At 56.0% G+C, this 13,434-nt stretch carries 11 protein-coding genes; 9 read left to right on the forward strand and 2 right to left on the reverse strand.

The annotated features are described in order from the left end of the window. Positions 1 to 13 precede the first annotated feature (13 nt). The 9 genes from DFO52_RS05405 to yejF all read left to right on the forward strand — a co-directional run bounded on the left by DFO52_RS05405 (position 14) and on the right by yejF (position 11,607). A complete protein-coding gene (locus DFO52_RS05405; RefSeq protein WP_133549632.1) occupies positions 14 to 1,480 on the forward strand; it encodes a fructuronate reductase in 1,467 nt (488 codons plus the stop codon). Between the two features lie 124 nt (positions 1,481 to 1,604). Beyond that, on the forward strand, positions 1,605 to 2,591 hold the full coding sequence (locus tag DFO52_RS05410) for a GTP-binding protein (protein WP_121931932.1): 987 nt from the start codon (positions 1,605 to 1,607) through the stop codon (positions 2,589 to 2,591). Between the two features lie 33 nt (positions 2,592 to 2,624). After that, complete coding sequence (locus tag DFO52_RS05415) at positions 2,625 to 3,338, forward strand: phosphatase PAP2 family protein (protein WP_029740964.1); 714 nt, start codon at positions 2,625 to 2,627, stop codon at positions 3,336 to 3,338. Between the two features lie 415 nt (positions 3,339 to 3,753). Further along, positions 3,754 to 4,323, forward strand: a complete 570-nt coding sequence (gene mepS, locus DFO52_RS05420; RefSeq protein WP_008500946.1) for a bifunctional murein DD-endopeptidase/murein LD-carboxypeptidase — start codon at positions 3,754 to 3,756, stop codon at positions 4,321 to 4,323. Between the two features lie 127 nt (positions 4,324 to 4,450). Then, on the forward strand, positions 4,451 to 6,007 hold the full coding sequence (locus tag DFO52_RS05425) for a cyclic di-GMP phosphodiesterase (protein WP_029740963.1): 1,557 nt from the start codon (positions 4,451 to 4,453) through the stop codon (positions 6,005 to 6,007). A gap of 74 nt (positions 6,008 to 6,081) precedes the next feature. Continuing rightward, complete coding sequence (locus tag DFO52_RS05430) at positions 6,082 to 7,887, forward strand: extracellular solute-binding protein (RefSeq protein ID WP_133549634.1); 1,806 nt, start codon at positions 6,082 to 6,084, stop codon at positions 7,885 to 7,887. 9 nt (positions 7,888 to 7,896) lie between these two features. Continuing rightward, on the forward strand, positions 7,897 to 8,991 hold the full coding sequence (locus DFO52_RS05435) for a microcin C ABC transporter permease YejB (protein WP_045402802.1): 1,095 nt from the start codon (positions 7,897 to 7,899) through the stop codon (positions 8,989 to 8,991). Continuing rightward, positions 8,991 to 10,016: an ABC transporter permease gene (locus tag DFO52_RS05440; RefSeq protein WP_023312492.1), complete on the forward strand. Its 1,026-nt coding sequence runs from the start codon at positions 8,991 to 8,993 to the stop codon at positions 10,014 to 10,016. The genes DFO52_RS05435 and DFO52_RS05440 overlap by 1 nt, the downstream gene beginning before the upstream one ends. A gap of 1 nt (position 10,017) precedes the next feature. Further along, positions 10,018 to 11,607 (forward strand): microcin C ABC transporter ATP-binding protein YejF, encoded by a 1,590-nt coding sequence (yejF, locus tag DFO52_RS05445; protein ID WP_133549636.1) that lies wholly within the window; start codon positions 10,018 to 10,020, stop codon positions 11,605 to 11,607. Between the two features lie 3 nt (positions 11,608 to 11,610). Here the strand turns inward: yejF and DFO52_RS05450 are convergent, their stop codons facing one another. Further along, positions 11,611 to 11,955, reverse strand: coding sequence for a YejG family protein (locus tag DFO52_RS05450; protein WP_028013883.1), 345 nt, complete (start codon positions 11,953 to 11,955; stop codon positions 11,611 to 11,613). Positions 11,956 to 12,234: 279 nt separating this feature from the next. Next, a complete protein-coding gene (locus tag DFO52_RS05455; protein WP_029740958.1) occupies positions 12,235 to 13,431 on the reverse strand; it encodes a Bcr/CflA family multidrug efflux MFS transporter in 1,197 nt (398 codons plus the stop codon). Positions 13,432 to 13,434: the final 3 nt, after the last annotated feature.

Genomic DNA, 13,434 nt, shown 5'->3' on the forward strand with positions numbered 1-13,434 from the left:
AGGTGTGTATCTCATGAAGACAATTGCCTCCACCGCCCTTCCAGCCCAGATTCAGCAACCTCGCTACGATCGCGCGCAATTACGCTCCCGCATCGTCCATTTTGGCTTTGGCGCGTTTCACCGTGCGCACCAGGCATTGTTAACAAATCGGGTGCTGAATGAAAAAGGCGGCGACTGGGGTATTTGTGAGATTAGCCTTTTCAGCGGCGACGTGCTGATGAGCCAGCTGCGCGCGCAGGATCACCTGTTCACCGTGCTGGAGAAAGGGGCAGAAGGCAATGAGGCGATTATCGTCGGTGCCGTCCATGAATGCCTGAACGCAAAGCTGGACTCTCTGCCCGCCATTATTGAGAAATTTTGCGAGCCTCAGGTCGCTATTGTGTCGCTCACCATCACGGAGAAAGGCTATTGCATCGATCCCGCGACCGGGAAACTCGATCTGCACAACGCCCGGATAATTCACGATCTTGAAAACCCCTCAGAGCCGCATTCCGCACCCGGGATCCTGGTCGAAGCGCTTCACCGCCGCCGCGAGCGCGGCTTGCCTGCGTTTACCGTGCTCTCCTGCGACAATATCCCTGATAACGGGCACGTAGTGAAAAACGCGGTGCTGGGCATGGCGCAAAAGCGTTCCGCAGGGCTGTCTGAATGGATTGACAGCCACGTGAGCTTCCCGGGGACGATGGTCGACAGAATTGTTCCCGCCTCGACGGACGCCTCACTGGCGGAAATCACCGACGCGCTCGGCGTTGAAGATCCGTGCGCCATCAGCTGTGAACCGTTTATTCAGTGGGTGGTGGAAGATAATTTTGTCGCCGGCCGTCCGGAGTGGGAGGTCGCGGGCGTTCAGATGGTGCAGGATGTTCTGCCCTGGGAGCAGATGAAATTGCGCATGCTCAACGGCAGCCACTCTTTCCTGGCGTATCTGGGGTACCTCGCTGGCTATGCCCATATTAATGAATGCATGGAGGACGCTGCGTTCCGCGAAGCCGCCCGTCGGCTGATGCTGGACGAGCAGGCGCCCACATTACGCATTAAGGATGTCGACCTCACCGCCTACGCAGATAGCCTGCTGGAGCGCTTTGCCAACCCGGCACTCCAGCATCGGACCTGGCAAATCGCGATGGACGGTAGCCAGAAGCTTCCGCAAAGAATGCTGGACGGGATCCGCGTTCATCTTGAGCGAAAAACACCGTGGCCGCTGCTGGCCCTGGGCGTGGCCGGCTGGATACGCTACGTCAGCGGTACCGACGACCGCGGCAACGCGATTGATGTTCGCGATCCCCTCAGCGATAAAATTCGCACGATGGTCAATGCCAGCAGCGACGCCGAGCGCGTTAACGCCCTGCTGGGGCTGAGCGAGATCTTTGGTCACGATCTCGCGCAAAACAGCGCATTTGTGGAGGCTGTTAGCCAGGCATACCAGCGCATCACCCGCCACGGCGCGCGTCAGGCTGTTATCGAAACGATAAATATTTAACGATTATTGCGCTTAACGCGAACGGATGAGATCTCCGTTCGCCCTTCCCCTTCTCACCGGTCACGTTTTTCGCCAGGATAGAGAGAATAGTGTTATAGCATCACCATTCTTATCTGGAGCGCACGTGACCAAAACCAACCTCATCACCGGTTTTCTCGGCAGCGGTAAAACCACCTCAATTCTCCACCTGCTGGCGAATAAAGATCCGGCCGAGAAATGGGCCGTGCTGGTCAATGAATTTGGCGAGGTAGGCATTGACGGCGCGTTGCTGTCATCCAGCGGCGCAATGATTAAAGAGATCCCCGGCGGGTGCATGTGCTGCGTCAATGGCCTGCCGATGCAGGTCGGGCTCAATACGCTGCTGCGTCAGGGCAAACCCGACCGCCTGCTGATTGAGCCCACCGGGCTGGGCCATCCGAAGCAGATCCTCGATTTACTGACCGCCCCGGTTTACGAGCCGTGGATCGACCTGCGCGCAACGCTGTGCCTGCTCGATCCGCGTCAGCTTCTGGATGACAAAGCGGTGGCCAATGAGAACTTCCGCGATCAGCTCGCTTCAGCTGACGTTATTGTCGCGAATAAAGCAGATCGCGCCACGGCTGAAAGCCAGGCCGCGCTGGACGCGTGGTGGCAACATTTCGGCGGCAACCGCACGCGGGTGCAGACCACCCAGGGGAATATTGATAGCGCCCTGCTTGACCTTCCTCGTCTGAACCTCTCCGAACTGCCTGCCAGCGCGGATCATTCGCACAGTCATCCGGTTAAGCAGGGTTTAGCTGCTCTCAGCCTGCCGGAACATCAGCGCTGGCGTCGTAACCTGAACAGCGGCCAGGGATATCAGGCCTGCGGATGGATATTTGATGCTGAAACCGTTTTCGACACCATCGGGATCCTGGAGTGGGCCCGACTTGCTCCCGTCGATCGCGTGAAAGGGATCATGCGCACGCCGGACGGGCTGGTGAGGATCAACCGTCAGGGCGAGGATTTCTTTATTGAAACGCAGAATGTGGCGCCGCCTGACAGCCGAATAGAGTTAATTAGTGCGGTTAACGCCGACTGGAATGCCCTCCAGTCCAGCCTGTTGAGGATTCGTTTAAGTTCGGGCGGCTAACGTTGCCCCAGTTTTCACTCTATGCAGAACGTTATGACAACTCGATTTCCCCTGATATTACTGCTTAATGTCGCCGGTCTGGCGCTTTTCTTCTCCTGGTATATCCCGGCGGATCATGGTTTCTGGTTCCCGCTGGATTCTGCCATTTTTCACTTCTTCAACCAGGAGCTGGTGAAGAGCAACGCGTTCCTGTGGCTGGTGGCAATTACCAACAACCGCGCTTTCGACGGCTTCTCGCTGCTGGCCATGGGCTGCCTGATGCTCTCTTTCTGGCTGAAAGAGGATAAAGCCGGGCGTCGGCGTATTCTCATTATCGGTCTGGTAATGCTGCTGTTTGCCGTCGTCATTAACCAGCTGGCAACCGCGATTATTCCGGTTAAGCGTTCAAGCCCAACGCTATTCTTCACCGATATTTATCGCGTCAGCGAACTGCTGCATATTCCAACAAAAGATGCGTCGAAGGACAGTTTCCCCGGCGATCACGGTATGATGCTGCTTATTTTTTCCGCAATTATGCTTCGCTATTTCGGCAGAAAAGCCTTTGCCATAGCCCTGATTATTTTTGTGGTTTTTGCCTTCCCGCGCGTAATGATTGGCGCTCACTGGTTCACCGATATTGCCGTCGGTTCGCTCTCCGTGGCGCTGATTGCGCTGCCGTGGTGTTTGATGACCCCATTGAGCGACAGGATAATAGCGCTGTTCGATCGCTATCTTCCCGGCAGAGCGCAACAACAATTAAACAAATAACTAACCTAAATTAACGTGAGCTATCAGGGATCGACATGATCCCTGATAGGGCTCTCGCCGCGATCTTTCCCCACTGTCATATTCTCGTCATCATATTCATGATAAAAATGAAGCAATTGCATACTGGCGTAGCGGATCCGTCGCTATTTTGAGCAATTCTATGTTTTTACTTTCTGTATCACATTTTCTTATAAAAAAAAGGCTTTTTTTTCTCGCAATACCCCAGGCAATCGGTTAATCTCGAACTCGTTTTGCCCCATAGAGATAATTATTTCACTGGCGAATAATTTTGTGCGCTGTGCCACAAATGTGACCAGAAAGAATTGTCTCAATGTGAACAGATAATTAGTCTCGTCACGTTTGGCATTTTTATAACGATATTTGTCGTTAAGGACTTCAAGGGATAATAAACAAAATGGTCAAATCTCAACCGTTTCTGAGATATATCTTACGGGGGATCCCGGCGATAGCAGTCGCGGTACTGTTGTCTGCATGTAGTACATCGAACACCGCAAAGAATATGCATCCTGAGACGCGTGTTGTGGGAATGGAAGATTCCTCGTCACTGCAAGCCTCTCAGGATGAATTTGAAAATATGGTACGTAATCTGGACGTGAAGTCCCGCATTATGGACCAGTATGCTGACTGGAAAGGCGTGCGCTATCGTCTTGGCGGCAGCACAAAAACAGGTATTGATTGTTCCGGTTTTGTACAGCGTACGTTCCGTGAGCAATTTGGGTTAGATCTTCCGCGTTCAACCTATGAACAGCAGGAGATGGGCAAGTCGATTTCACGAACCAAACTGCGCACCGGTGATTTAGTCCTGTTCCGTGCCGGTTCTACAGGTCGACATGTTGGCATCTACATTGGTAATGACCAGTTTGTACATGCCTCCACCAGCAGCGGTGTGACCATTTCCAGTATGAATGAACCGTACTGGAAGAAGCGCTACAACGAAGCACGCCGCGTACTGACCCGCAGTTAATATGACTATCGTATCGTTGGTTATCCCTTGGCTGGCGATATGATGAAAAAAAGCACTGCTTCGGCAGTGTTTTTTTTTGCCCGTTACACTGAATACATCCAGCGGCATTTCAGGAATCACGACGTCTATGTTCACCCGCTATTTCTCCAGCAATCGCAAAATACTGATCCTCAGCATCATCACAGGCCTGATCGCCGCCCTGCTCCTGGGTTCGTTGCAATTTTTCTGGAGCTACCACAAGCGGGAAGTCAAATTCGACACCCTGATCCACGATGTGAGCATCTATATGGAGAGCTACTTCGATGAGTTAAAAAATTCTATCGATGTGCTCCAGCCGCTCACGTTAAACAACTGCCACGACGTCAATCAGGAACTTACCTCGCGCGCTGCCTTTAGCGTTAACGTTCGCGCATTCCTGCTGGTCAGAGACAAAATGGCGTTCTGCTCTTCTGCCACGGGGCCGATGAATGTCCCCATGGAGGAGCTGATCCCCGAGCTGCACATCGACAAACAGATTGATATGGAATTGCTTCCAGGCACCCCGATGTTGCCCAATAAGCCCGCGATTGCCATCTGGTACCGTAACCCACTAGTGAAGGACGGCGGCGTGTTCACCTCGGTGAATCTCAATCTGACGCCTTATCTGCTCTACACCGCGCGCCAGGACGAATTTGCCGGCATTGCCATCATTATTGGCGATCATGCGCTGTCAACGCGCTCCAGCACGCTGGTCCTTGCGCATGATCTACATGAAACTCCGGCCCGTACCGCGACGCTGAAAGACGTTCCCCTGACCATAAACCTGTATGCGGACGCCTGGACCAGCGATGAAATTCTCTACGCCCTGTTCTTCGGGCTGGTATGCGGAATTTGTGCCGGATCGCTCAACTACTATATCCTCAGCATTCGCCTCAACCCGGGTAAAGAGATTTTAAGCGCGATTAAGCGCGGTCAGTTTTATGTGGTTTATCAGCCCGTCGTCGATGCTAAATCGCTCCAGATGACCGGGCTTGAAGTGCTGATGCGCTGGAAACACCCGACAATGGGGGAAATTCCGCCGGACGCGTTTATCAACTTTGCCGAAGCGCAGAAGCTGATTGTCCCGCTGACGCTGCATCTCTTTGACCTTATCATTCACGATGCACCCGTGTTACAAACCCTGTTACCTCCGGGAGCAAAGGTGGGCATCAACATTGCGCCGGGGCATCTGCATGCGGAAAGCTTCAAAGACGATATGCGCACCTTCAAAGCGCTACTGCCGCAGGATTACTTCCAGATCGTGCTGGAAATTACCGAGCGCGACATGCTCAATCATCGGGAAGCCAACAGCCTCTTTGAATGGCTACACAACGAAGGGTTTGAGATAGCCATTGATGATTTTGGCACCGGCCACAGCGCGCTGATTTATCTTGAGCATTTCACCATGGACTACCTCAAGATCGACCGCGGCTTTGTTAATGCCATTGGCACTGAGACCGTGACGTCGCCGGTGCTGGATGCCGTCCTGACGCTGGCAAGACGACTGAATATGTCGACCGTCGCCGAAGGGGTGGAAACGCCGGAACAGGCCGCCTGGCTGCGCGAACACGGCGTTAATTTCCTGCAGGGATACTGGATTAGCCGCCCGATGCCGCTGGCGCAGTTCCGCGAATGGCGGCCTGATATTTCGCCCGAGGGCGATTAATTTCACATTGCCCGTAGCGTCACTTATTATTCAGCTTAACCGAGTCGGACTGTAAAAGAGGGAGCCGCCGCGAGATGCTTATGCGCTTCATGTTGCTGATGTTGGCACTAACGAGCCTGTCCAGCCAGGCGCAGGCCATCAAAGAAAATATCGCCTTCTCGGTGATTGGCGAGCCGAAATATGCGGTCAATTTTACGCACTTCGATTACGTTAACCCTGCCGCGCCGAAGGGCGGAAAGGTCACGCTTTCCGCCACGGGAACATTCGACAACTTCAACCGCTTCGCCCTGCGCGGCGTGGCGGCCGCGCGAACGGAATCGCTTTACGATACGCTCTTCGTCACGTCCGATGATGAACCCGGCAGCTACTATCCGCTGATTGCCGAGAACGTGCGTTATGCCGATAACTTCGCCTGGGCGGAAATCTCGCTGAATCCGCGGGCACGTTTTCACGATGGCACACCGGTTAAGGCCAGCGACGTCGCGTTCACCTTTCATAAATTCATGACCGAAGGCGTCCCCCAGTTCCGCATCGTGTACAAAGGGGCTTCCGTCAGAGCCATCGCGCCGCTCACCGTGCGCATCGAGCTGAGCGAACCGAACAAAGAGAATATGCTCAGCCTGTTCTCGCTACCGGTGATGCCTGAATCGTTCTGGAAAAATCATAAGCTAAGCGACCCGCTTTCCACGCCGCCGCTGGCAGGCGGCCCATACCGCATCACCGACTGGCGCATGGGGCAATATGTCGTTTACTCCCGCGTCAAAGACTACTGGGCGGCAGACCTGCCGGTAAACCGCGGGCGCTGGAATTTCGACACCATTCGCTATGATTACTACCTCGACGATAACGTGGCGTTTGAAGCGTTCAAAGCCGGCGCCTTCGATTTACGCGTAGAAAGCAGCGCCAAAAACTGGGCGACCCGCTATATCGGCAAAAATTTCGCCAAAGGCTATATCGTCAAAGACGAGCACAAAAATGAGTCTGCCCAGGACACCCGCTGGCTGGCGTTTAATATTCAGCGTCCGGTATTTAATGACCGCCGGGTGCGCGAAGCCATTTCCCTAGCCTTTGATTTTGAGTGGATGAACAAAGCGTTGTTTTACGGGGCTTACAGCCGCGCCAACAGCTATTTCCAGAACACCGAATATGCCGCTCGCGATTACCCGAAAGCCGACGAGCTGGCACTGCTGGCGCCGCTAAAAGCAGAGGTTCCGCCGCAGGTGTTCACCACCGTGTTTCAGCCGCCCGCGTCGAACGGTGGCGGTTACGACCGCGTCAACCTGCTGAAAGCCAGCAAGCTGCTGGATGATGCGGGCTGGCACCTGAAAAATCAAAAGCGTGTGGATGCCAAAACGGGCAAGCCTCTCAGCTTTGAGCTGCTGCTCTCGTCCGGGGGCAACGATCAGTGGGTACTGCCGTTTAAGCACAACCTTGAGCGGCTGGGCGTGACCATGAACATTCGCCAGGTCGATAACGCGCAGATCACCAGCCGCATGCGCAGCCGTGATTACGACATGATGCAGCGCCTGTGGCCCGCGCAGCCGTGGCCCAGCTCGGATCTGCAAATTTCCTGGGCCTCCAGCTACATTGACTCTTCATACAATGCGCCAGGGGTAAAAAGCCCGGCGATCGACGCGCTGATTGCGAAAATAGTGGCGGCCCAGGGGGATAAAGAAAAGCTCCTGCCGCTCGGGCGCGCCCTCGACAGGGTCCTGACCTGGAACTACTACATGCTGCCGATGTGGTATATGGGTGAAGATCGCCTTGCGCGCTGGGACAAGTTCTCCGTGCCTGCCGTGCGCCCTGTCTACTCCCTGGGCTTTGATACCTGGTGGTATGACGTTAACAAAGCCGCCAGACTTCCCGCTGAGCGGCGATAAGGAATCATCATGGGTGCCTATCTTCTCCGTCGTCTCCTGCTGATTATCCCCACCCTGTGGGCCATCATCACGATTAACTTTTTTATCGTGCAAATTGCCCCCGGTGGTCCGGTCGATCAGGCAATTGCCGCCATTGAATTTGGCAACAGCGGCGGCATGCCCGGCGGCGGCGGTGAAGGGATGGGTGCGAGCCATGCGCGAACCGGCGTAGGGAATATCAGCGAAAGCCATTATCGCGGCGGACGCGGGCTGGATCCGGAAGTGATCGCCGAGATCACCCACCGCTACGGCTTTGACAAACCGATTCACGAGCGCTATTTCAAAATGCTCTGGGATTATATCCGCTTTGATTTTGGCGACAGCCTGTTTCGCAGTGCGTCAGTGTTAACGTTGATCAAGCAAAGCCTGCCGGTGTCGATAACGCTGGGGCTGTGGGGAACGCTGATTATCTATCTGGTCTCTATACCGCTCGGGATCCGCAAAGCGGTGTATAACGGCAGCCGGTTTGATATCTGGAGCAGCACGTTCATCATCATCGGCTATGCCATCCCGGCGTTTCTGTTTGCCGTCCTGCTGATTGTCTTTTTTGCCGGGGGAAGCTATTTCGACCTCTTCCCGCTGCGGGGGCTGGTCTCCGCCGATTTCAGCTCCCTGCCGTGGTATCAGAAAATCACCGACTATCTCTGGCATATCACGCTGCCGGTGCTGGCCACGGTCATCGGCGGGTTCGCGGCCCTGACCATGTTGACCAAAAACGCCTTTCTCGATGAAATTCGTAAGCAGTACGTCGTTACCGCCCGTGCCAAGGGCGTGAGCGAGAAGCAGATCATGTGGAAACACGTGTTCCGCAACGCCATGCTGCTGGTGATCGCCGGATTTCCGGCCACGTTCATCGGCATGTTTTTTACCGGCTCTCTGCTGATAGAGGTGATGTTCTCGCTCAACGGCCTGGGGCTGCTGGGCTATGAGGCTACCGTATCGCGCGACTATCCGGTGATGTTTGGCACACTCTATATTTTCACCCTGATTGGCCTGCTGCTGAATATCATCAGCGATATCAGCTATACGCTGGTCGATCCCCGAATCGATTTTGAGGGCCGCTGATGCCGCGTTTAAGCCCCGTCAACCAGGCCCGCTGGGCCCGCTTTCGCCACAACCGCCGCGGCTACTGGTCGCTGTGGATTTTTGCCGTGCTGTTTGCCTTGAGCATGTGTTCGGAGCTGATCGCCAACGACAAACCGCTTCTGGTGCATTTTAACGACCGCTGGTACGTCCCGGTTATCGCCAACTACAGCGAAAGCGACTTCGGCGGCCCGTTTGCAACACCGGCGGAGTATCAGGATCCGTGGCTTCGCCAGCAGATTGAGCAGCACGGCTGGGCGCTCTGGGCGCCGGTGCGCTTTGGCGCCAACAGCATTAACTTCGCCACCACGACGCCCTTCCCTTCCCCGCCCTCCGCGCAAAACTGGCTGGGAACGGATGCTAACGGCGGCGACGTGCTGGCGCGCATCCTTTATGGCACGCGAATTTCTCTTCTCTTTGGGCTGATGCTGACGATCTTCTCAAGCGTGATGGGCGTCGTGGCGGGCGCCGTTCAGGGCTACTACGGCGGGAAAATTGACCTGTGGGGCCAGCGGGTTATTGAAGTCTGGTCAGGCATGCCAACGCTGTTTCTGATCATCCTGCTTTCCAGCGTGGTGCAGCCTGGCTTCTGGTGGCTGTTAGGCATCACCGTCCTGTTCGGCTGGATGGCGCTGGTGGGCGTGGTGCGGGCGGAGTTTCTGCGCACCCGTAATTTCGACTACATTCGCGCCGCGCAGGCGCTTGGCGTGAGCGACCGCGGGATCATCTTCCGCCATATGCTGCCCAACGCGGTGGTAGCAACGCTCACCTTCCTGCCGTTTATTCTGTGCAGCTCCATCACCACCCTCACCTCGCTGGATTTTCTTGGTTTCGGGCTACCGCTGGGTTCACCGTCGCTCGGCGAACTGCTGCTGCAGGGCAAAAACAACCTGCAGGCGCCGTGGTTAGGCATCGCCGCCTTTCTTTCCGTGGCCGTGCTGCTGTCGCTGCTGATTTTTATTGGCGAAGCCGTGCGCGATGCCTTCGATCCGAACAAGGCGGTATAAAATGACCCAGCCTCTTCTCAGCATTGATAACCTGTCGATTGCCTTTTCAACGCAGGGCGAGACGCGCACCGTAGTCACCGACCTGTCGCTGCAGATCCAGCCCGGGGAAACGCTGGCCCTGGTGGGCGAGTCGGGTTCAGGCAAGAGCGTTTCGGCACTCTCTATCCTGCGGCTGCTGCCGTCCCCACCGGTGAGCTACCCGCAAGGGGATATTCTGTTTCACGGCAGTTCGCTGCTGCATGCCGACGAACATACCCTGCGCGGTATTCGCGGCAACAAAATCGCGATGATCTTCCAGGAGCCGATGGTTTCCCTCAACCCGCTGCACAGCCTGGAGAAACAGCTCTATGAAGTGCTCTCCCTGCACCGGGGGATGCGCAAAGAGGCCGCGCGGGGAGAAATTCTGGACTGTCTGGAACGAACGGGCATACGCAATGCGGCCAAACGGCTAAATGATTTTCCGCACCAGCTCTCCGGCGGCGAACGCCAGCGCGTGATGATTGCCATGGCCCTGCTCACGCGACCCGAGCTGTTGATTGCCGACGAGCCCACAACGGCGCTGGACGTGACGGTACAGGCGCAAATATTGACGCTGCTGCGGGAACTGCGTGACGAGCTGAACATGAGCCTGCTGTTTATCACGCACAACCTGAGTATTGTGAGAAAGCTGGCCGACAGCGTCGCGGTGATGCAAAACGGACGATGCGTTGAACAGAATAGCGCGTCCACGCTGCTGAGCGCGCCGCAGCACCCTTATACGCAGCGCCTGCTCGACAGCGAACCCTCCGGCGACCCGGTTCCCCTCGCGGCTGACAGCACACCGCTGCTGCGCGTTGAGGATCTGTCCGTGTCGTTTCCGATCCGCAAAGGTATTCTGCGGCGCATCGTCGACCAGAATCCGGTGCTGAAAAACATCCGCTTCTCGCTGCGCCCGGGAGAATCCCTGGGGCTGGTGGGCGAATCCGGTTCCGGCAAAAGCACCACCGGTCTGGCGCTGCTGCGCTTAATTGCCTCCCAGGGCGAGATCTTCTTTGACGATATGCCGCTGCACCGCTGGAACCGCCGCCAGATGCTGCCCGTGCGGCCCCGCATGCAGGTGGTGTTTCAGGATCCCAACTCCTCGCTTAACCCCCGGCTCAGCGTGTTACAGATTATCGAAGAGGGTCTGCGCGTGCATCAGCCCGGCCTGAGCGCTCAGCAGCGAGAGCAGGAGGTCATTCGGGTCATGGCCGAAGTGGGTCTAGATCCCGAGACGCGCCACCGCTACCCTGCGGAATTTTCCGGCGGGCAGCGCCAGCGTATCGCCATTGCCCGCGCGCTGATCCTGAAGCCGGAGCTGATTATTCTGGATGAACCGACGTCGTCGCTGGACAGAACCGTTCAGGCGCAGATCCTGGCCCTGCTGAAAGGGCTGCAGGAAAAGCACCGGCTGGCCTATATCTTTATCAGCCACGATCTTCAGGTGGTGCGGGCGCTATGCCATCAGGTAATTGTGTTGCGACAGGGAGAAGTGGTCGAGCAGGGTGAGTGCCAGCGCGTATTTAGCGCGCCAACGCAGCGCTACACGCGCCAGCTGTTGTCGGCAGACTAGCGGTCAGAACGGGTACTGGCCGGAGAAAGGCTCCGCGATGGCAACGCCAAAATTCTTCAGACGGCAGGTGGCGGCAAACTCGTCCTGGCTTTTCACAAACAGGCACGGCTCACCTTCACACTCCAGCACGGAGCTGTCCACTTCGATATCCGTCAGGGCCTGACTGAGACGCTCCATCACCCGCCATGCATTTTCGTCGCTCGGGCTCAACAGCTTGAGTGCCACCAGGCAGTTTTCACAGCCCGCGACGCTTTGCGGAATCGGTTCAACTTTCGAACCTGCAAAACCCGCCGACCAGCGATAGCTCTGGGGCAAGCGATGGACAATGGAGAGTTGTAATGTATTCACGTTCGTTCCCCGGAAGCAAAATTTACTTCACAATTTATTTACATTTATAGTAACACATCATCGCCAGCCTGCACTATTCAGCGCTTTTTTATCCGTTTCCTGGCTCGCGTCGGCGCTATATGTACCCGTTTCTGCGATCTAACTCAACCTTTTTGAATACAATGATGTGACTTTTTACACAAATAGATTTTACATAAAATAAACAAACACGGAATAAACGAACGGGAGTTTGGTTGATATGCATCAACAAAAAAGGCCCTGCCGGGCCTTCTCTGTGTTTTAGTGGGCCGCTTTTCGCGGTCGACTGGCGTAAAGATAGAAGAGTATCGAGCTGGTTGCGCAAAAAGCCATCGCCCACAGCATGGGCCATGCCGTCATAAAGGTAGCCATCGAAAGCAACGCGCCAACGATAGCGCCGATGCCGAAGCGGAACGTCCCCGCCAGGGAAGAGGCGGTACCCGCCATATGCGGAAACTCATCCAGGATCACCGCCATCGCATTAGATGACACCATCGACACGCAGCCGACAAAGGCCGCTACGCCGACCACCAGCGCCCAGAAGCCCACGCCCAGAAACGCGCTCACCACCAGCCAGATAGCCATCACAAACTGGATCCACAGCCCGGCGCGGAACATGTTCAGCGCCCCCACCCGCCGGACAAAACGGCTGTTGATGATGGTCATGATGAACAGGAAGACGATGTTGAGCGCAAAGTAATAGCCGAAGTGCTGCGGCGAAACGTGGTTCAGCTCGATGTAGACAAACGGCCCGGCGCTCAGGAAGGAGAACATCCCGGCGAAGCTGAACCCGCTTGCCAGCATATAGCTGAGCACGCGCTTGTGGCGGAACAGCGAGGCAAAATTGCCGATTGTGGTTCGGATGTGGAATTTCTGACGGCGCTCGACGGGGAGCGTTTCATCAATAAAGAAGAAGATCATCGCCGAAGCCAGCAGCGCGGCCAGGGCCAGGATCCAGAAAATCACGTGCCAGCTAAACCACACCAGCACCGCACCACCGGCCATGGGTGCCACCAGCGGCGCAATCGTCGTCACCAGCATCACGAACGACATCATCCGGGAGAACTCTTCCTTCGGGTAGATATCGCGCATCAGGGCGTTAATCACCACGCTTGCCGCAGCCGCCGCCAGACCGTGAAAGAAGCGCATGATAATCAGATGATCGATGGTCTGCGCCAGCGCACAGGCAACCGCTGCGGCCGCAAAGACCAGCGTCCCGCCCAGAATAACGGGCTTGCGTCCAAGGCTGTCCGCCATCGGGCCATAAAACAGCTGGCCGAGGGCAAAGCCGAGAATATAGGTGCTGAGCGTCATCTGCGCGCTGCCCGCCGGGACGCCAAACTGCGCAGAAATCACCGGCAGCGCGGGCAGGTACATATCAATAGACAGCGGCATCAGCATGGCCAGCAGGCCAAGAATGAAGACAATTTTGAACGACGAGTGTGGCCTGGTGGTCACAGA

The organism is Enterobacter sp. AG326, from assembly GCF_004362415.1.
In the GTDB taxonomy this organism is placed as follows: Bacteria; Pseudomonadota; Gammaproteobacteria; order Enterobacterales; family Enterobacteriaceae; genus Enterobacter; species Enterobacter asburiae.

What these genes read in the sequence shown, in the direction of transcription:
- DFO52_RS05405 (WP_133549632.1), top strand. Translation starts at nt 14, where the DNA reads ATGAAGACAATTGCCTCCACCGCCCTTCCAGCCCAGATTCAGCAACCT.
- DFO52_RS05415 (WP_029740964.1), top strand. Translation starts at nt 2,625, where the DNA reads ATGACAACTCGATTTCCCCTGATATTACTGCTTAATGTCGCCGGTCTG.
- mepS (WP_008500946.1), top strand. Translation starts at nt 3,754, where the DNA reads ATGGTCAAATCTCAACCGTTTCTGAGATATATCTTACGGGGGATCCCG.
- DFO52_RS05425 (WP_029740963.1), top strand. Translation starts at nt 4,451, where the DNA reads ATGTTCACCCGCTATTTCTCCAGCAATCGCAAAATACTGATCCTCAGC.
- DFO52_RS05430 (WP_133549634.1), top strand. Translation starts at nt 6,082, where the DNA reads ATGCTTATGCGCTTCATGTTGCTGATGTTGGCACTAACGAGCCTGTCC.
- DFO52_RS05435 (WP_045402802.1), top strand. Translation starts at nt 7,897, where the DNA reads ATGGGTGCCTATCTTCTCCGTCGTCTCCTGCTGATTATCCCCACCCTG.
- DFO52_RS05440 (WP_023312492.1), top strand. Translation starts at nt 8,991, where the DNA reads ATGCCGCGTTTAAGCCCCGTCAACCAGGCCCGCTGGGCCCGCTTTCGC.
- yejF (WP_133549636.1), top strand. Translation starts at nt 10,018, where the DNA reads ATGACCCAGCCTCTTCTCAGCATTGATAACCTGTCGATTGCCTTTTCA.